At 32.4% G+C, this 17,689-nt stretch carries 21 protein-coding genes; 11 read left to right on the top strand and 10 right to left on the bottom strand.

The genetic code is table 11. The features are described from left to right. Window positions 1-202: 202 nt before the first annotated feature. Window positions 203-856: a fructose-6-phosphate aldolase gene (gene fsa / locus ACZ2G2_RS15570; protein ID WP_090840428.1), complete on the top strand. Its 654-nt coding sequence runs from the start codon at window positions 203-205 to the stop codon at window positions 854-856. 89 nt (window positions 857-945) lie between these two features. Here the strand turns inward: fsa and ACZ2G2_RS15565 are convergent, their stop codons facing one another. From ACZ2G2_RS15565 to ACZ2G2_RS15530, 8 genes are all read right to left on the bottom strand, one after another. Continuing rightward, window positions 946-1,362, bottom strand: a complete 417-nt coding sequence (locus ACZ2G2_RS15565; protein ID WP_470393216.1) for a hypothetical protein — start codon at window positions 1,360-1,362, stop codon at window positions 946-948. Continuing rightward, window positions 1,355-1,795, bottom strand: a complete 441-nt coding sequence (locus ACZ2G2_RS15560; RefSeq protein WP_341586867.1) for a DUF2452 domain-containing protein — start codon at window positions 1,793-1,795, stop codon at window positions 1,355-1,357. The genes ACZ2G2_RS15565 and ACZ2G2_RS15560 overlap by 8 nt, the downstream gene beginning before the upstream one ends. A gap of 35 nt (window positions 1,796-1,830) precedes the next feature. Next, a complete protein-coding gene (locus ACZ2G2_RS15555; protein WP_470393214.1) occupies window positions 1,831-2,340 on the bottom strand; it encodes a peptide-methionine (S)-S-oxide reductase in 510 nt (169 codons plus the stop codon). 122 nt (window positions 2,341-2,462) lie between these two features. Further along, the gene (locus ACZ2G2_RS15550) at window positions 2,463-4,025 is read right to left on the bottom strand and encodes a protein adenylyltransferase SelO (RefSeq protein WP_470393212.1); all 1,563 of its coding nucleotides are present in this window, start codon (window positions 4,023-4,025) and stop codon (window positions 2,463-2,465) included. An 84-nt stretch (window positions 4,026-4,109) separates the two neighbouring features. After that, window positions 4,110-4,871: a patatin-like phospholipase family protein gene (locus ACZ2G2_RS15545; protein WP_470393210.1), complete on the bottom strand. Its 762-nt coding sequence runs from the start codon at window positions 4,869-4,871 to the stop codon at window positions 4,110-4,112. Window positions 4,872-4,879: 8 nt separating this feature from the next. After that, window positions 4,880-5,728 (bottom strand): universal stress protein, encoded by an 849-nt coding sequence (locus ACZ2G2_RS15540; RefSeq protein WP_470393208.1) that lies wholly within the window; start codon window positions 5,726-5,728, stop codon window positions 4,880-4,882. 88 nt (window positions 5,729-5,816) lie between these two features. After that, complete coding sequence (locus ACZ2G2_RS15535; RefSeq protein WP_282069904.1) at window positions 5,817-6,869, bottom strand: response regulator; 1,053 nt, start codon at window positions 6,867-6,869, stop codon at window positions 5,817-5,819. Then, a complete protein-coding gene (locus ACZ2G2_RS15530) occupies window positions 6,869-8,005 on the bottom strand; it encodes a PAS domain-containing sensor histidine kinase (protein ID WP_470393205.1) in 1,137 nt (378 codons plus the stop codon). The genes ACZ2G2_RS15535 and ACZ2G2_RS15530 overlap by 1 nt, the downstream gene beginning before the upstream one ends. Window positions 8,006-8,131: 126 nt before the next feature. Here ACZ2G2_RS15530 and ACZ2G2_RS15525 point away from each other — a divergent pair, with 126 nt between their 5' ends. From ACZ2G2_RS15525 to ACZ2G2_RS15480, 10 genes are all read left to right on the top strand, one after another. Further along, window positions 8,132-8,515, top strand: a complete 384-nt coding sequence (locus ACZ2G2_RS15525) for a hypothetical protein (protein ID WP_470393203.1) — start codon at window positions 8,132-8,134, stop codon at window positions 8,513-8,515. Next, window positions 8,512-9,591: an efflux RND transporter periplasmic adaptor subunit gene (locus ACZ2G2_RS15520; RefSeq protein WP_470393201.1), complete on the top strand. Its 1,080-nt coding sequence runs from the start codon at window positions 8,512-8,514 to the stop codon at window positions 9,589-9,591. Before ACZ2G2_RS15525 ends, ACZ2G2_RS15520 begins: the two co-directional genes overlap by 4 nt. Further along, window positions 9,591-10,853, top strand: a complete 1,263-nt coding sequence (locus ACZ2G2_RS15515; protein ID WP_470393199.1) for an ABC transporter permease — start codon at window positions 9,591-9,593, stop codon at window positions 10,851-10,853. Before ACZ2G2_RS15520 ends, ACZ2G2_RS15515 begins: the two co-directional genes overlap by 1 nt. Next, a complete protein-coding gene (locus ACZ2G2_RS15510) occupies window positions 10,853-11,527 on the top strand; it encodes an ABC transporter ATP-binding protein (RefSeq protein WP_090840405.1) in 675 nt (224 codons plus the stop codon). Before ACZ2G2_RS15515 ends, ACZ2G2_RS15510 begins: the two co-directional genes overlap by 1 nt. 84 nt (window positions 11,528-11,611) lie before the next feature. Beyond that, window positions 11,612-11,812, top strand: a complete 201-nt coding sequence (locus ACZ2G2_RS15505; protein WP_090840403.1) for a hypothetical protein — start codon at window positions 11,612-11,614, stop codon at window positions 11,810-11,812. Further along, window positions 11,813-12,706, top strand: coding sequence for a DnaJ C-terminal domain-containing protein (locus ACZ2G2_RS15500; protein ID WP_470393197.1), 894 nt, complete (start codon window positions 11,813-11,815; stop codon window positions 12,704-12,706). 2 nt (window positions 12,707-12,708) lie between these two features. Beyond that, window positions 12,709-13,005, top strand: coding sequence for a chaperone modulator CbpM (locus ACZ2G2_RS15495; protein WP_470393195.1), 297 nt, complete (start codon window positions 12,709-12,711; stop codon window positions 13,003-13,005). Between the two features lie 19 nt (window positions 13,006-13,024). Beyond that, window positions 13,025-13,918 carry a mechanosensitive ion channel family protein gene (locus tag ACZ2G2_RS15490; RefSeq protein WP_470393193.1) on the top strand — a complete coding sequence of 298 codons (894 nt, stop codon included), beginning with the start codon at window positions 13,025-13,027 and terminating at the stop codon, window positions 13,916-13,918. A gap of 34 nt (window positions 13,919-13,952) precedes the next feature. Then, on the top strand, window positions 13,953-15,176 hold the full coding sequence (locus tag ACZ2G2_RS15485; protein ID WP_470393192.1) for a metallophosphoesterase: 1,224 nt from the start codon (window positions 13,953-13,955) through the stop codon (window positions 15,174-15,176). Window positions 15,177-15,273: 97 nt separating this feature from the next. Then, entirely contained in the window at window positions 15,274-15,738 is a 465-nt protein-coding gene (locus ACZ2G2_RS15480; protein ID WP_101202637.1) for a pyridoxamine 5'-phosphate oxidase family protein, read from the top strand. 113 nt (window positions 15,739-15,851) lie between these two features. Here the strand turns inward: ACZ2G2_RS15480 and ACZ2G2_RS15475 are convergent, their stop codons facing one another. After that, window positions 15,852-16,622: an RNA polymerase sigma factor gene (locus tag ACZ2G2_RS15475; RefSeq protein WP_470393191.1), complete on the bottom strand. Its 771-nt coding sequence runs from the start codon at window positions 16,620-16,622 to the stop codon at window positions 15,852-15,854. Window positions 16,623-16,754: 132 nt separating this feature from the next. After that, window positions 16,755-17,588, bottom strand: a complete 834-nt coding sequence (locus ACZ2G2_RS15470; protein WP_470393189.1) for a universal stress protein — start codon at window positions 17,586-17,588, stop codon at window positions 16,755-16,757. Window positions 17,589-17,689 lie beyond the last annotated feature (101 nt).

Raw genomic sequence — 17,689 nt, 5'->3', positions numbered from 1 at the left:
ACTGCTTTTTTGAATAAATGTTAATATCATTTGATATCATTATTTTACTTGCTAAAGTTAAATTGTAACTTTGCATTGCGTTAAGGATGGAAGTGGCATCCTTTTTTTGCTGCCACAAATGGCAAAAAAAGATATAACGGACAGCCTGACCCTTGTGGTAACGCCCAAAATAATTATATACACAACTTAAATATATTTTAGAATGAAATTTTTTATTGATACTGCCAATTTAGACCAAATTAGAGACGCTCAGGATATGGGTATTTTAGATGGTGTTACTACTAACCCGTCTTTAATGGCTAAAGAAGGGATTACTGGTCATGATAATATCATGAAGCATTATGTTGACATTTGCAACATTGTGGATGGTGATGTTAGTGCGGAAGTAATTGCTACTGACTTTGAAGGTATGGTTAAAGAAGGTGAGGCGCTTGCTGAATTACATGATCAAATCGTGGTTAAATTACCAATGATTAAAGATGGTATTAAGGCTTGTAAATACTTTAGCGATAAAGGCATTAAAACTAATGTAACGTTAGTGTTTTCTCCTGGTCAGGCATTATTAGCTGCTAAGGCTGGTGCAACTTATGTATCTCCTTTTATTGGACGTTTGGATGACATCTCTACGGATGGATTAAACCTGATTGCAGAGATTAGACACATCTATGATAACTACGCTTTTGAAACTGAAATTTTAGCTGCGTCTGTACGTCACACAATGCATGTAATTGACTGTGCTAAATTAGGTGCTGATGTTATGACTGGTCCTTTAAGCTCTATTGAAGGGTTATTAAGACATCCTTTAACAGATAGCGGTTTAGCTAAGTTTTTAGAAGACTACAAAAAAGGAAACTAATTTTGTACTGATTAAATAGTTAGCAATTTGCTGTACTATATAATATTATAAAAAATCCCAAGTGTTATGCTTGGGATTTTTTTATGCTTTTATTTTACTACCGTTATTAGATTAATAATAAAAAGTAGCGTCCAAATTGCTGTTCTAATCCAATTTTTAGACACTAAATGGGCTAATGTTTTTTCTGTGCTTTTTCCGTTGTTAATTGTGTTGTGTAACGGAACAAATATTGCAAATGTCGCTATCCACGCACTGATAGTTAACGCGGTTCTAATATAAATAGACGTATCTGCTTGCATAAATACTAGATATAAATAGAGTATAAGCTGTCCAAACATTAACGGGATAACAATACCAGCTATTCTTACCGTGTATTTGGCGTGCCATTTTATTAATGACTCTTGATTGTGATATTTAAAACTTGGATAAACAATAAGCTGAACCATCCAAATTAATACCACTAATCCAAAATCGAAGAGTAGACTTATAATACTAAGATTATTCATTAGTAATTAGATCTTGGCCAATAATTTCTTGGTCTATTCTTTTCCAGATATGCTCAGAATTTAAGTAAAAACTACCTATAAAGTCAAAATTGCATTGTTCTGGAGCAATAATGGACAAAAAGGGTTGTCCTTTTTTATCTCTGTATAAATGATAGGTGTCTCCAATTATAGGCTGAAAACTAAACTTAGCATTATAGACTAGATTGTTATATTCTAGTTCTGCCATCATTTTCTCGTATTCGGCTTTTAGTTCTAAATACTTGGCTTTAATTTGCTGATTGGCTTTATGTACGTTTTTGTTTTTCCAAGTAACGTTTTCCGTTACTTTTATGGCTGGAGCACCAACATTTGTTGCATACGGTTTTAATGATGCATCGTATTTTTGTGTCTCTTGGTTAAAGACAATATTATCAGGTTTTTTAGTGTCTGACATCCTTTTTCTTTTTTAACAAAGATACTAAATAGCTACTAGCTAATAGATTTACGCTGTAGGTTATCCGTTAAATGTTTGCTAAACTTTGCTTGTAATAACTTAAGTTTTGGGTTAATGTAAGTTTGACAAAAGGGTTTGTTTGGATTGTTTTTGTAGTAGTTTTTAAATTGTGCTTCTGACGGTTTAAAGTCTTTAAAAGGAAGTGTTTTTGTAATAATAGGTGCTTCAAATTCTGATTGTAAATTAGCTAGGAGTAAAGCTGAATCTTCTTTTTGTGCTTCTGAGAAATAATAGATAGCCGATCTGTATTTTGTACGCATGGAATGATTAGAAGTGCTTTTGTGCGTATATAAATGAATTTGAATTAAGATATCAATCGTAATTAGTTCTGGATTGTAATGAACGATTACTGCTTCCGAGAAAGTTGTGTGGTCTTTAGTAGAAGCTATAAAGCCTTGTTCTACTTTTTGAACACCTTTTAAGGCTTGAAATACCGCTTCTGTGCACCAATGACACCCACCTCCAAATGCTATTTTATTGTTCATTGTTTTAAATAGGGTTTTAAAACTGCTTCTCGTTTTAGGTCAAACTCTCCGATTTAAGCTAAAGCTGAAATTCATCGCTCTTTAGCTAAAGAGAGGAGTTAAAAATTACATATTTATAAAAACTAAGAGCTACATGACAACATAGAACAACCTACTTTATGTCTTGCCCATTCTGGTCGTTTTGCAAACCATTTTTCGTGTTTTGGTTGCTCTGCATAAGGTTGTTTTAATAAGTTAAATAAGTCGTCAATAAGTTTGTAATCATCTTTGTTAGCATCATCTATAGCTAATTGCGCCATGTAATTACGTAACACGTATTTTGGGTTTACGCTGTTCATGTTTTCTTTTTTCGCTTTCGCTGAAATTGGGTCGCGTTCCAAACGGTCTGCATAACTCTCAAACCATAAGTTCCATCTGTCTTTTATAGCTTCGGTTACTGATTTTATGTCGTAAAACGACTCACGAATAATTTGTAACCCGTTAGTCGGATTTACACCATCAAAATCTGATAGATTACGGAAAAAGATAGTCATATCTGTTTCTGTTAACTGCAAACAGTCTTCTAGTTCTTGAATAAGATTGGCATCTAATTGCTCTTCGGATGACAATCCAATTTTACTACGCATCATTTGTAGGTATTGGATGTCTTTCTGTTCCGCATAATTTGCTAACACCGCTTCTAAACCTTCTGCTTCTTCAATTAATGGATATAAGGCATTTGCTAATTGGTATAAATTCCAAAGGACAATATCTGGTTGCGCGCCATATTGGTAGCGTTTGTTTTGATTATCTGTAGTATTTGGCGTCCATCCAGGCTCAAAACCTTCTAGCCATCCATAAGGTCCATAATCGATAGTTAATCCTAGGATTGATAAGTTATCGGTATTCATTACACCATGCACAAAACCAACACGTTGCCAATGGATAACCATGTCTAAACTTCGCATAGCTACCTCGTTAAAAAACTGAACGTAAGCGTGTTTGCTTGGTGTACCTAAATGCGTAAAATGGGTGTTTATAGTATAGTCTACAAGTGTTTTTAAGGTTTCTGTATCTTGTCTTGAGGCTAAAATCTCGAAACTTCCAAAACGTAAAAAACTTGGTGAAATTCTAGACACAATCGCACCTTTTTCGTAATCAGGATTACCGTTATACATGACGTCACGCAAGACTTGGTCTCCGGATAGCGCTAAGCTTAAAGCGCGTGTGGTTGGTACACCTAAATGATACATAGCTTCGCTACATAAATACTCTCTAACAGAGCTTCTTAAAACTGCTAAACCATCTGCTGTTCTAGAATATGGTGTTTCTCCAGCACCTTTTAATTGTAGTTTCCAGTTTTTGTTATTGTGTTCGACTTCAAATAAATTAATAGCACGACCATCACCTAATTGGCCAGCCCAATGTCCAAATTGGTGACCACCATAACACATAGCGTATGGCGTGGTGCCTTCCAACACAGTATTACCCGTAAACACGTTTAAAAACTGTTTTGTTTTAGCATCGTTTTCTGACATACCTAAGGTGTTCAACATCTCTGGAGAGACATGAACTAATTCTGGTTTTGCAGTCTGTTTTGGTGTTACAAAACTATAACATGCTTTAGTGACTTGACGTCTACTATTGTCTGTTATTGGATCTGCGGGAAGTTGTGAGGTAAATGTGTTTTTTATGTTCAGTTTCATGTAAAGCCTTTATATAACAAAGATACGGAATTGCTTGTCATAATAAGAGTCGTACATTTTAGGGAATGTTTACTAATTACATAATTAAGTATTAGTCTGCTTATCTTTTAGGGCGGCTTTCATGCTGTCATAACCAATTTTATAAATAGCATCGATATTTCTTTTATCAAAAAGCGCAAACTGACTTAAGGCATGAGGTGCCACTAAAATATCACAATCGGAAAACTTTTGTATATCAGCTTGTACTGCACCTATAGTAATGGAGCGTTCAATAATATTATGAAAATGTTTTAATTGCGCTTGTGTTTTGGTTTTGTATAAGTTTAAATAAACACCAATGACTTGATCGCAGTTTTTTTGTAATAACTCTACAGGAAAGTTATTTAACACACCACCATCTACATATAATCCTTGTTTCATTTTTATTGGCGAAAACAATCCAGGGAATGAAGCAGATGCCAAGACTGGTTTGATTAACTCTCCATCCGTAAACACCTCTGAATCGCCACTTAAAATATTAGTAGCAGTTATAAAAAGTTGTTTGTTTAATGCGTTAAAATTATCTTCAGGAAACTGTTTTTTAAAGTAGTTGTAATATTTTTCGGCATCAATAAATCCAGGCTTACTAACTGCAAATTTTTTGTAATTAAAAAGCTGAATTGTTTTTAAAAAGTCCAACATTTTTTCGCAAGAAAAGCCATAAGCGTATAATGCGCCAATAATAGCACCAGCACTTGCGCCTGCTATGTGTGTTGGGAAAATACCGTGTTCTTCTAATGCTTTTATAGCGCCAATATGTGCGGCACCTCGCATACCACCACCAGAAAGGACTAAGCCTATATTCATGTTGTAAATTATTCGTGAAGCACTAAAAACGGAATATCCGTTTGATAGCTTATTTCTTCTATTTTAGAATGAAAAAATAGTTGCTGAAAGTAATTAAGACTTTTGGCAATCATTACAATCATATCTATATTTTCACTTTTTACAAAGGTATTAATTCCATTTTCTATTTTTGTATGCGTTAAAAAATGAAATTGATGAGGATATGTACTAAAATAGTCTTCTAAAAAGTCTTTGTTTTTTTCTTGATCTTTATTTAGATTGACTTCTTTTTTGTTAATATTTACAATGTTTAATGTGCCATTAAACTGCTCTAAGTTTTCCAAAATAGGCGCTAAGGTTGTTATTCCATAAAATTGTAATAAGTCCGTTGGAAATGCAATTTGGTCTAATGATTTAAAAGTTGCGTTTTCTGGAACAACTAACGTATTGCATTTTACTTTAGTTATTATGTCCGCTGTATTACTACCAATAATTAGCTTTTTTAATCCAGAAGCACCTTTGGTACCCATTACTATAAGGTCTATTTTTTTTTCTAAAACTTGTTTTCTAACCGCGTCTATAAAAAAATCAGTATCGTTGATTGTAAAAAAAGAATGCTTAGGATTGTTAGAAAACTGAATTGCTATTTTTTTTAGCAGCCCATTTAATTTTTTTCTAGCAGGTTTTGTTTGTACTTCTTCTGTTATTAATGGTTCTATGTTGTAACTATAGTCTATATCTGTAATAGCAACTTCTGTTATTGGGTTAACATGAAGTAAGTAGAACGTACACGTTGTGTTAGAAAAATAGCGCAGCGCATAGGCGATAGCATTCCATGAATTTTCAGAAAAATCTGTAGGTAGTAATATAGATTTCATTTTAAATAGGTCTTATTCAAACAAATCTATAGTTATCAAGCAGTTTAAAAAATGATAAAAATCATATCTACTTTATTTTAGTATAATTTTAGCAGACCTCCTTAAGTTTTTCAACATCAACAATTCTAATATTTCGGCCTTCTATAACTATCAAACCTTGCTTTTTAAAACTAGATAAGGTTCTAATCAAAGTTTCGGTAGCAATACCAGCAACACTGGCTAGATCACTTCTAGATATTTTAATAGCCTCGTCTGGTTTACAATTTAATTTGTCAGCAAACTTTAAAATGGTAGTCGCTGTTTTTTTATAAACCGAGCTGTATGCCATTTCTAAAAGCTGATTTTTCACACCAGTAATATCATCCGTTAGCAATTGGATTAACTCTAAGGTTAATTTATGATTGGTGTTTAGTATGTTTTTAAGTTCGTTTTTAGATAATCCGACTAGGGTAGCATCACTAATAGTGGTTGCAGTTTCTTGATAAGGAATGTTTTGTGTAAACGAGGTATACCCAAACAAATCATCTTCTTTATGTAATGCTGTGGTTAGTTCTTTTCCATTTTCATCTAATTTATGACACTTTACAATACCTTTTGTTATTAGATAAATGTAGTTGGAGTTTTTTCCTTCGATGTAAATGTGCTCGTCTTTAGAAAAATCAAAAATCTCACCATTGTCATCAAAAAAGTTTTTTAAATCGTTTAAACTTCTTAGTTCGTCCTGGTTGTCATCGTTTTTAGATGCTTGCTGATTTCGTCTGTCTTTTAAAATAGCAGCTTTTGCTAATCGACTTTCAATTGCGCTAATAATTTCGTCTTCACTAAATGGTTTTGTAATATAATCATCCGCACCCAAATCCATGCCTTTTCTAACATCATGTCGTTCCGTTTTTGCAGACAAAAAGATAAACGGAATATGCATAGTACTATCTTGTTTAGACAAACCTTCTAAGACACCATAACCATCTAATTCTGGCATCATGATATCGCAAACAATAATATCAGGCAAAGTGGCTATTGCAGCCTGTAAACCTAATTTACCATTGGCAGCAGTAGTTACATTATAATCGGATAGTTCTAAAAGCTCTTTTGTATTTTCTCTTAAAACAATATCATCTTCAATTAAAAGTATGGTTTTCATTAGTTGGCTTTGTTAGGTATTATAATAGTAAAAGTGGATCCTGAATTTTCGATACTTTCAAAACTTATAGATCCTCCTAAATTTTCTAAATGCGTTTTTACAATGTTTAAACCAATACCAGTCCCTTGATCTAGTAAAGCGTTTTCGGCTCTAAAATAACGATTAAAAATATTTTTTTGATCATTTTTCGGAATCCCAATTCCGTTGTCAATAATCTTAAAAGTGGTGTGCGTCTTATCCTGATTGACTTGTAGCTCGATAGTGGTGTTTTCAGGCGAGTATTTTATAGCATTATGCACCAAATTAGACAACGCTAATTCTATCGTTTTTTCGTCTAATATCAATGAAATGTCATCAATATTTTCAGGGTATTTTATTTTCTGACCTTCTTTTAAAAGCATATTAGCATTGTAAACCACCTCGTTTACAACTTTACTTAATCTAAACTCGGTAAACTTATAATTAACCTTTCCAGATTCTAGTTTCTCAACAGACAGGAAGTCGTTTAAAATATTATTTAGGTATTGTACTTTACTATTTATGGTATTTATATGCTTGTCTCTTTTGTCTTGTTGCTCTGCTAGTTTGTATTTACTTAATAGCATGGACGAGGTTAAAATTCCTGTTAAAGGTGTTTTAAATTCGTGAGATACTAGCGATAAAAACTTGGTTTTTAAATCGTTTAATTCTTTTTCCGTTTCTAAAGCTTCTCTAAGTTGTTTAGTGCGTTCTTCAACGGTTTTTTCTAGTTTATCTGTATAGTTTTTACGTTCGGTAATATCTATAACTAAGGCCATAACGTATTTTTTGTCAGCCACGCTAAATGGATTTAAACCGACTTCTACAGGAAATGTACTACCATCTTTTTTAACAGCAAAAAGAGCACGTCCTTTACCCATGGTACGTTTTTCACTGTTTTTGTAATACGAATTAAACTGCTTACCGTGTCCTTTGTGATAATTAGAAGGGATTAATGTTTCTAATGGTTTGGTGTTTAATTCGTCTTTATCATAACCAAACATGTCTTCTGTAGACGAGTTTACGGCTATAATGGTTTGAGTTTCATCGACTATTAGAATGCCTTCTGAAATTGCTTCAGATAAAATTTGAAAAATGTCCTGGTTATTCTTAAACATAAAGGGCGCTTGTGGTGTAAAATAAAAATTCAAAATACAAAAAAAAAGGCACTATTACTGTATTAACTGATTAATATCATGTGTTAGGTAATGCATTAGGATTACTTTGGATGTTAAATTAATGGGATGAAAAATAAGCAAGATAGTACGACGCTATTCTATAAAAATCTTGGAGAATTATTTTATGCTATAGCTAATGCAGATGGCGTTGTAGAAGCTACAGAAATTGAGACTTTAAAAATGGTTGTGAAGCAAGCGTGGTTGCATTCTAATAATGCCAATATTATTGTGGCTATGTTTGATTGGTTACATGATACAAAAGCGCACGAGGCTGAGGTCTGTTTTGATAACTTTTTGAGCTATATGACAACCAATAAAGTCCTTTTTACACCCAAAACAAAAGCGTTGGTATTACAAACAGCAAATGCTATTGCGAGTCGTTTTTCTGGTAGAAATAAGTCCGAATTAATACTATTAGCTAAGTTAGATATCGAATTAAAAAAGATATGAAAAAGTATTTGTTTTTTGTAGCCATTTTATTTTTGTGGTCTTGTAAAAAAGATACAGAAAAAACACGTCCTACAACCCAAGATTTAACGGAGTCTGTATATACATCTGTAACAATACAACCCGATAGTTTATATCAAGCTTACGCTAGTGTTGCAGGTATTTTAGATCAAAATTTAGTAGAAGAAGGTGATTTAGTTACAAAAGGACAAGCCCTCTCTCAGATTATTAATAACGCACCAGTTTTAAATACGCAAAACGCAAAACTAGCTTTGGATTTGGCTAAAGAAAATTACAATGGGAGTGCGGCTATTTTATCAGGAATTTTAGATGAAATTGAAGCTGCTAATTTGAAATATAAAAACGATTCGGTTAACTTTTTTAGACAACAAAATCTTTGGAATCAAAACATAGGTTCTAAAGCTGATTTTGATAACAAACAATTAAATTATCAATTATCAAAAAACAGCTGGACATTACTTAAAAACAAATATAACCAAACTAAAAATCAGTTAAACACCAATGTTAAACAAGCAAAAAACACCTATCAAACCTCTTTAATTAACACTAAAGACTTTACTGTAAAAAGTGCTATAAATGGTAAGGTGTATGCCCTTTATAAAGCCTCTGGAGAGCTTATAAATACTATGGAACCTATAGCTTCCATTGGAAGTGCTTCTACTTTTATTATTGAAATGTTGGTTGACGAAGTGGATATTGTCAAAATTATTAAAAATCAGGACGTATTAATAACATTGGATGCTTATAACGGTAAAGTATTGGAAGGTAAAGTGTCCAAAATTTATCCTAAAAAAGATGAGCGTAATCAGACCTTTAAAGTCGAAGCTGTTTTTGTAAATCCTCCTGATGTATTATATCCGGGACTTTCGGGCGAAGCAAATATTGTTATTTCAAAAAAACAAAATGTGCTAACCATCCCTAAAAGTTATATCACAGGTAATAATCAGGTGCAAACTGATGCTGGTTTAGTAACCATTACTACAGGTTTAGGAGATCTTGAAAGTATTGAGGTTTTAGACGGTATTTCCAAAGACACATACATTTATAAACCAGAATAATGGTAAACTGGCCTGTCATACTTGATATTGCAAAAAAGCAATTGTTAACTAAGTTTAAATCTACTGCTATTGCGGCTTTAGGAGTCACTTTTGGTATTGGTGCGTATATTACTTTGGTTAGTTTTATGACTGGATTAAACAATATGTTAGACGATTTAATTTTAAATCAAACCCCACATATACATGTCTATAATGAAATTGAACCTTCAAAACAGCAACCTGTAGATATTTATGATGCTTTTAAAAACAGCTTAAATGTGGTGCATTCTATCAAACCAAAGTTAAGTCAGAAAAAAATCCACAATGCTACACCTATTATAAATTTTTTAAATGAGAATGAAGATGTAAAAGGAGCGATTCCGCAAATAAAAACACAAATATTTTATATCGCAGGTTCTATTGAAATTGCTGGTAATTTAACAGGAGTACAACCTACGGAAGAAGCTAGATTATTTAATTTTAGAGATTATATTATTGAAGGTTCTCCTGAGAAACTCAAAAATACTGAAAACGGAATATTATTAGGATCAGGTATTGCCAAAAAAATGGCGTTATCGGTTGGTGATCGTATTCAGATAAGCACAATAAGAGGTGATGTTTTTCCTTTAAGAATTGTTGGTCTTTACCAAAGTGGTATTTCGGATGTTGATGCTATTCAAAGTTTTGTTAATTTAAAAACAGTGCAACGTATTTTAGGCGAAGCACAAAATTACATAACAGATATTAATGTCAAGCTTTATGATATTGAAAAGGCATTGCCATTATCTAAAAAAATAGAACAGCAATTTAATGTAACTGCTATAGATATTAAAACCGCTAATGCACAATTTGAAACCGGTACAGATGTCAGAAATCTTATTACTTATGCGGTTTCTATCGCGTTATTGATTGTTGCAGGTTTTGGTGTGTACAATATTTTAAGTATGCTTATTTATGAAAAAATGAATGACATAGCTATTTTAAAAGCAGTCGGTTTTTCAGGCAATGATGTGCAGTATATTTTTATGAGTCAAGCCTTAATTATTGGAATAGTTGGAGGTCTTTTAGGACTGTTAATCGGTTTGATTTTTACTAATATAATTAGCACCATTCCGTTTAAAACGGACGCATTAGCAAAAGTAGAAACGTACCCTATAGATTTTAGTATCTGGTATTATGTTATAGGGTTTTCGTTTGCAATTATTTCAACTTTTTTTGCAGGCTATTTGCCTTCGCTTAAAGCTAAAAAAATAGACCCAGTAAGAATAATAAGAGGACAATAATGGAGACCGTTTTAGAAGCAAAAAATATAAACAAATACTTTAAAAAGCCAGTGTCTTTTCACGTGCTAAAGGATATTAGTTTTAAAATTAATAAAGGTGAATTTGTTTCCATAATGGGAAAGTCTGGTTGTGGGAAATCTACGCTATTGTACATTTTGTCTACCATGGATACAGAGTATGAGGGTGAATTGTATTTGAATAACGAGTTAATAACAGGAGATAGCAGACAAAAATTAACTGTTATAAGAAACAAACACATTGGTTTTGTATTTCAGTTTCATTATTTATTATCAGAATTTACAGTATTAGAAAACGTGATGTTGCCTGCTAAAAAGTTAGGCGAAAAAAGCATCAAAGCCATAGAAAAAGATGCGCTTGAGAAACTAAGAATATTAAATATTGAACATTTAGCACATAAACGTGCGTCTCAAGTATCTGGAGGCGAAAAACAGCGTGTCGCTATTGCGAGAGCGCTGATAAATAATCCATCAATAATTATGGGGGATGAGCCTACTGGTAATCTAGATAGCCATAATGCAGATAATGTGTTTAATATCTTTAAAAAGCTAAGTGTGGAAGAGAATTTATCCTTGTTAATTGTAACCCATGACGAAGATTTTGCAAAACGTACTGATCGTATTATCACGATGGAAGATGGTAAAATAATTAGCTAACTATTAACACCTTAAAACTGATTATTATCATTTTATTCTTGTAACTTTAAAAGTACATTTATAAGAATTAAACCCATTTAGGATATGAAAACAGAGCAGGAATTAATAAAAGAAATTACTGATTTAACTTTTAAAATTGAGAAAAATTATCCAGAGTTATATGCGCTTTTGCAAGAAGATCCAAGCACGATTCCAAGTATGGAGCATCCAGAAATAAATCCTACGGTTTTACAAGATTATTTAAACACATTAAAAGAACATATCGAACATCATAAATCAAAATAAATGGCAGTTGTAGATTATTATAAAACATTGGGACTCTCCAAAACAGCGTCCGAAAAAGATATAAAAAAAGCATACCGAAAACTAGCACGTAAGTATCACCCAGATTTAAATCCGAATGATAAAGATGCTGAACTAAAGTTTAAAGAAATTAATGAAGCCAATGAGGTGTTGAGTAATCCTGAAAACCGTAAAAAATACGATCAATATGGAGAGCATTGGCAAAACTCTGAAGCTTACGAGCAGTCAAAACGCCAGCAACAACAGCAACAACGTGCATATCAAGGTCAATCTGGTCAAGCGGGCGGCTATAGTCAGCATGATTTTGAAGACATCTTTGGTAACATGTTTGGTGGTCAGGCGTCAGGAGGGCAACGCACTTCAAGATTTAGAGGTCAAGATTTTAATGCAGAGTTACAGTTGGATCTAAAAGATGTGTACGAAGACCATAAACGTACGCTGACTGTTAACAATAAAAATATCAGAATTACTATTCCTGCAGGAGTAGAAAACGGGCAAACTATTAAGATTAAAGGACACGGTGGTAAAGGCACAAATAACGGACCAAATGGTGATTTGTTAATTCAGTTTTCAATTACTAATACTACCGCCTTTAAAAGAGATAAAGACAACCTATATGCTACAGTAGATTTAGATTTATACACCGCATTATTAGGTGGCGATTTGATGGTAGATACCTTTGACGGTAAAGTTAAATTAACTATTAAACCAGAAACTCAAAACGGAACAAAGGTTAAGTTGAAAGGCAAAGGGTTTCCTAAGTACAAAAAAGCAGGACAGTTTGGAGATTTGTATATCACATACCAAATAAAAACGCCGACAGAACTTACTGATAAAGAGAAAGCATTATTTACCGAACTTCAAAAATTAAGATAATTATGGAAGTAACAGATTTAATTTCTATAACCACTTTTTGCACGCATTATGATGTGCCTACAACGTTTATTAACCAGTTAGAGGATTACGAACTAATAGAAATTGTAGTTTCAGAGCAAGACCAATATATTAAAGTAACGCAAATTAATGAAGTCGAAAAAATGATGCGTTTGCATTATGATTTAAACATCAATTTGGAAGGCTTGGATGCAGTATATAATTTATTAAAACGTGTCGAAAACTTGCAAAGCGAAATAACATCGCTTAATAATAAATTAAGGCTTTATGAGGATTTATAGGCTATATCAAGATTAAATAATGGACACCATACAACACTTGTTTCAGGACTATCCGTTTGTGAATAGTATTATTAAATATACTATAATAGTAGTTTTTGTTTTGCTAGGCGTTCAGTTTGTTAGAGCCTTTTTAAAACGAAAGATTGCCAATGCTTCAGTGCGCTACAAGTCTCAAAAAGGCGTTGAGTTACTAGGTTATTTTATCCTTGGTATTTTTACTATTCTATATTTTACGGGAAGTATAAAAGACTTTACAGTAACCTTAGGTTTGCTGTCTGCGGGATTAGCATTTACATTACAAGAGTTAATTTTAAGCATTGCAGGTTCTGTTTATATTTTTATTGTAAAAGTGTATGAGCCTGGAGATCGTATTGAGATTAACGGTATTAAAGGAGACGTTATTGATGTGGATAGTATTTACACCACCATGATGGAAATTGGACAATGGGTGCAAAGTGATAATTATACAGGGCGTATTGTAAAACTGAGTAACGCCTTTGTGTTTAAGGGTCCTGTGTATAATTACTCTAAAGATTTTCCTTTTATTTGGGACGAGTTTAATTTACCAATCCGTTATGGTTCTGATATAGAGTTGGCTAAAAGTATAATTATTAGCGCTGCAACAACAACGTTAGCGGAGTATACTAAAGCTTCAAAAGATAAATGGACAGAGGTCGTGTCTAAATATTATGTAGAAGATGCAATGGTAGAGCCGACGCTAGCAACAACGTTAACAGATAACTGGATTCAATTTAATTTGCGTTATATCGTCGATTATAAAAAAAGGAGAATCACTAAACACCTTTTAAACGATCTGATTAGAAAAGATATCGAAGCTACCAATGGTAAAGTTGTTTTAGCTTCAGCAACAGTAGAACTTATTAAAATCCCTGAAATAGAAATTAAAAAATAAAGCGTTGTAAACGTTTAAAGGACTTAAAATCAGTATGCGTAGTCATTCCATTTATAAAATATTACTATTGTGTTTTGCTATTTTAGTTATTGATGCTTTAGCGTTTTATTGGCTGCAATCTGTAACACAACTTATGTCGTCTCAGGTTTTAGTAACAACAATCAATGTTGTGTTTTGGCTGTTTACTATTGGTTTAATTACTGCCATTATCATACTAAAAGTAAGACTAGATCATGTGGCTGTAAAGAAAAAGCAACGCCTTATTTCTTCGTTATATGGACTGACAGTGTCTTCTTTTATTCCTAAAATAATATTTGTAGTTGTTATTTCTATTTTACATTATTCAAACTATATTATCTCAGAAAAACAGTCGCTTATTATCATTCCTTTAATAGGTTTAATTGCTGGGTTTTTGCCATTTTTTGTTATTGCTTATGCTATTTTTAAATCGGCGTATCATTTTAAAGTACATCATGTAACCCTTACATTTAAGCAGTTACCAAAAGCGTTTAACGGATTAAAAATAATACAAATTTCCGATTTACATTTAGGCAGTTTTAATTACCGCTACCATCTTTTGGATAAGGCTATAAAAAAAATAAATCACGAAAATGCAGATTACATATGTTTTACAGGAGATTTGGTAAATAATTATGCTTGGGAATTAGAAGGATGGGAAAATACCTTAGGAAAATTAAAAGCAAAAAAAGGGAAATACGCCATTTTAGGAAATCATGATTATGGAGACTACAGTACGTGGCAAACCGAACAAGAAAAAGCAGCTAATTTTGAAACTATAAAACAGTTTTTTAATACGATCAATTTTAAGCTTTTATTAAATCAAGCGGATATAATTGAACATAATACAGACAAAATAGCCATTTTAGGTATTGAAAACTGGGGCAATCCACCATTTAAACAATATGGCGATTTACAAAAAGCCTTACACCAAGCGGAAGCCATTCCGTTTAAAATCTTGTTATCTCATGATCCAACGCATTGGACGGAAGAAGTTTTAGATAAAACCAACATTGCTTTGACTTTATCAGGCCATACACATGGTATGCAAGCAGGTATTAGAATTAAAAAAAAGGAATGGAGTCCAATAAAATACAAGCACAAACATTGGGCAGGTTTATACCAAGTTAACGGACAATATCTTTATGTTAATCGTGGTTTGGGTTGGTTGGGTTTTCCTGGTAGAGTTGGGATGCGTCCAGAAATTACCTGTATTGAATTAAAATCTACAACTGATTAATATCATAGTTTTTAACTGCAATTTTAAATAATATTACTTCAGTTGCAAAACAGACAATGCGCAACCAAAAGCTAGTATAACCTTAAATCAATCACGGATGTTTAAAAATTTAGAAACCAAAGAAATCGAGTATGTTTTAGAAAATAATTATATAGGTCAGATCGGTTATATCTATAATAACAGACCATTTGTAGTGCCTATTACTTATTATTTTGACAAAGAATCTAATGCTATTATTTGTTATTCTGGAGATGGGCATAAAATGAGTGCCATGCGTAAACATCCAACCGTATCCTTATTAGTATCTGATGTGGATACTGTTACCGATTGGAAATCTGTATTAGTACATGGGGTTTTTGAACAGCATTTTGGAAGTGATGCTAAAGCCTATTTGCATAAATTCTCATTAGGAATTAAAGCTGTGATATTAGAAAAGGAGCATAGCAAGGCTAATTTTATCAGCGATTTTTCTAGTAAGATTTATAAAGACAATGTGCCGGCTGTATTTATTATTAAAATTGAGGACATAACAGGGAAAAAACGATTAGATTTTAGAGCGTAATTATCACAATCACAATCTCAATCACAATAACAGCCACAATCAAAATCAAATTATAAGCATAAAAAAAGAGCTAATAAATAATAGCTCTTTTTTTTATGTAATATAGTAACGTATTAGTTTGATAAATACCTATTGTAAAGACTAACTTGTAAAGCGCGTTTAGCATCTTTTAAAAGCTGCTTCACATCGTCTAACGTTTGTTGTCTTATAGATGCAATTTCTTCTAGTGTTAGTTTTTCGTTAGTATATAACTCAAAAACATGACGCATAGCTGCAGGTAAATTACCAACCACAAAACTGGTGTGTCGTTTTACAGTGTCTTTATTGATTTGCTTATCTATTTTAGTAATAAAATCGGCTTCATCATTTTCAATAAAAACAGGTTTTAATTCGTAATCATTATGGTTGTAAGACGGATCTGTTAATTCTTCAATTAATAAAAAATCGCCATCTGCATCTTTGGTGTATTTTTCTTCCATAGCATCCCATTCTGGTTTAGAATACGTATCAATGTTTTTAAAAAACAACTCATTAAATTCTTCTTCCACTTTAATGTCTTGCATTAGTTGATCTGTTTTTTGATACAACCAAGCATAAAAATCAGAAGCCTGTTTAACCTCGTCAATATGATCATAAATTTCAATAAAAAGCTGATCGATAATATCATCACCTTTATATTTTCCTTTACTAAAGTGTCCGTTACTTATAAATACATTTAAACCTCTATTTATATAATTCCTTAACGTTGGTAGAATCTCTAAAACTAAAGCGTTAAATGCTGTTTTATCACCTTTAGTTTTAAAAGCTACCAAATTAGTATACGATTCTTGTATAAATAGACGGTATTCTTGTTTGTTTTGGTAATTACTAGTGTTTGATTTCATAAGGTTATGGTTTACTTTAAAGATACAGTTTTTATCAAAATTAAAATTACAAATAAGAAAAGTTTAACCTTTTAAAGGCGCCCTTTAAGTCCCGTAATTGTTGTGTTTTATAGGATGTTTTTTTGTTTTAAATTACCCAATAGCAGGGATTACTAAAAGCGGAATGGTAGGATAGGACACCACGTTTTTAATCACCGGTTCGTTAATAAGGTTTTCAATAAAACTATGCTCGTAATTAATTAGGGTTAGAATATTAATAGCTTCATCTTTAATAAAAGTATTAATCGCTTCGGTCTTATTAGTCACGTCTTTTATCCAATTAAAGCTGTGCGGATAATCTCCTAAATTAGCCTGTAACATGGATAAATTATAGTTTTGAGCATCCGTAAGCGTTTTGTCTTTACAGATATGCACCACCTTAATTTTAGAATCGTATAATTTACTAAAGTCCTTTAAAGGCTGTAACTCGTTGCCAAAAAACCGACTATAATCCGTTGCAAACGCCATCTGTTTTGGTGGCACAAACGCATAACCATCCGGTATAATAACCATCGGGCAAAGCTTCAGTTTTTTTATAAGTGTAATGGTATTACTCCCAAATAAGATTTCTTTGGATTTAGAGCTTCCTTTGGTGCCCATAAAAACAAGATCTATATCATGTGCTTTAACCGCAGTGTCAACAGCATCGTGCAGTTTTTCGGTACTAAAAATAATCTCGAAAGTATGCTTAGACAATTGATCAATAGCATCCGCTTGATTTTTAAGGTCAAATAACTGTTTTTCAGCATCTGCTTTTAAAGTATCAATATAGTTTGTGGTAATATAAGTGCGTGTGGTTGACTTAACGGACCAGGCATGTAATAAATAAAAGGTACAGGCTTCATTTTTATATAAATTTAAAGTGTATAATAAAGCACTCCAAGCATTATCAGAAAAGTCAGTTGGAATTAAAATCGATTGTTTCATAACTAAAAAAAATAGGGTTTTAAATAGTGTTTTCGCTAGACACTAATTATACCTCGAAGGTAGATTAAAAGCCGAGTTCTAAAAATGATATAAGTCATATC

It is taken from the genome of Olleya sp. KKT75 (assembly GCF_055635485.1).
This window is presented reverse-complemented; position numbering and strand designations above follow the sequence as displayed.

Coding starts and splice junctions, on each gene's coding strand:
- fsa (WP_090840428.1), top strand. CDS start 203: ATGAAATTTTTTATTGATACTGCCAATTTAGACCAAATTAGAGACGCT.
- ACZ2G2_RS15565 (WP_470393216.1), bottom strand. CDS start 1,362: ATGAATAATCTTAGTATTATAAGTCTACTCTTCGATTTTGGATTAGTG.
- ACZ2G2_RS15560 (WP_341586867.1), bottom strand. CDS start 1,795: ATGTCAGACACTAAAAAACCTGATAATATTGTCTTTAACCAAGAGACA.
- ACZ2G2_RS15555 (WP_470393214.1), bottom strand. CDS start 2,340: ATGAACAATAAAATAGCATTTGGAGGTGGGTGTCATTGGTGCACAGAA.
- ACZ2G2_RS15550 (WP_470393212.1), bottom strand. CDS start 4,025: ATGAAACTGAACATAAAAAACACATTTACCTCACAACTTCCCGCAGAT.
- ACZ2G2_RS15545 (WP_470393210.1), bottom strand. CDS start 4,871: ATGAATATAGGCTTAGTCCTTTCTGGTGGTGGTATGCGAGGTGCCGCA.
- ACZ2G2_RS15540 (WP_470393208.1), bottom strand. CDS start 5,728: ATGAAATCTATATTACTACCTACAGATTTTTCTGAAAATTCATGGAAT.
- ACZ2G2_RS15535 (WP_282069904.1), bottom strand. CDS start 6,869: ATGAAAACCATACTTTTAATTGAAGATGATATTGTTTTAAGAGAAAAT.
- ACZ2G2_RS15530 (WP_470393205.1), bottom strand. CDS start 8,005: ATGTTTAAGAATAACCAGGACATTTTTCAAATTTTATCTGAAGCAATT.
- ACZ2G2_RS15525 (WP_470393203.1), top strand. CDS start 8,132: ATGAAAAATAAGCAAGATAGTACGACGCTATTCTATAAAAATCTTGGA.
- ACZ2G2_RS15520 (WP_470393201.1), top strand. CDS start 8,512: ATGAAAAAGTATTTGTTTTTTGTAGCCATTTTATTTTTGTGGTCTTGT.
- ACZ2G2_RS15515 (WP_470393199.1), top strand. CDS start 9,591: ATGGTAAACTGGCCTGTCATACTTGATATTGCAAAAAAGCAATTGTTA.
- ACZ2G2_RS15510 (WP_090840405.1), top strand. CDS start 10,853: ATGGAGACCGTTTTAGAAGCAAAAAATATAAACAAATACTTTAAAAAG.
- ACZ2G2_RS15505 (WP_090840403.1), top strand. CDS start 11,612: ATGAAAACAGAGCAGGAATTAATAAAAGAAATTACTGATTTAACTTTT.
- ACZ2G2_RS15500 (WP_470393197.1), top strand. CDS start 11,813: ATGGCAGTTGTAGATTATTATAAAACATTGGGACTCTCCAAAACAGCG.
- ACZ2G2_RS15495 (WP_470393195.1), top strand. CDS start 12,709: ATGGAAGTAACAGATTTAATTTCTATAACCACTTTTTGCACGCATTAT.
- ACZ2G2_RS15490 (WP_470393193.1), top strand. CDS start 13,025: ATGGACACCATACAACACTTGTTTCAGGACTATCCGTTTGTGAATAGT.
- ACZ2G2_RS15485 (WP_470393192.1), top strand. CDS start 13,953: ATGCGTAGTCATTCCATTTATAAAATATTACTATTGTGTTTTGCTATT.
- ACZ2G2_RS15480 (WP_101202637.1), top strand. CDS start 15,274: ATGTTTAAAAATTTAGAAACCAAAGAAATCGAGTATGTTTTAGAAAAT.
- ACZ2G2_RS15475 (WP_470393191.1), bottom strand. CDS start 16,622: ATGAAATCAAACACTAGTAATTACCAAAACAAACAAGAATACCGTCTA.
- ACZ2G2_RS15470 (WP_470393189.1), bottom strand. CDS start 17,588: ATGAAACAATCGATTTTAATTCCAACTGACTTTTCTGATAATGCTTGG.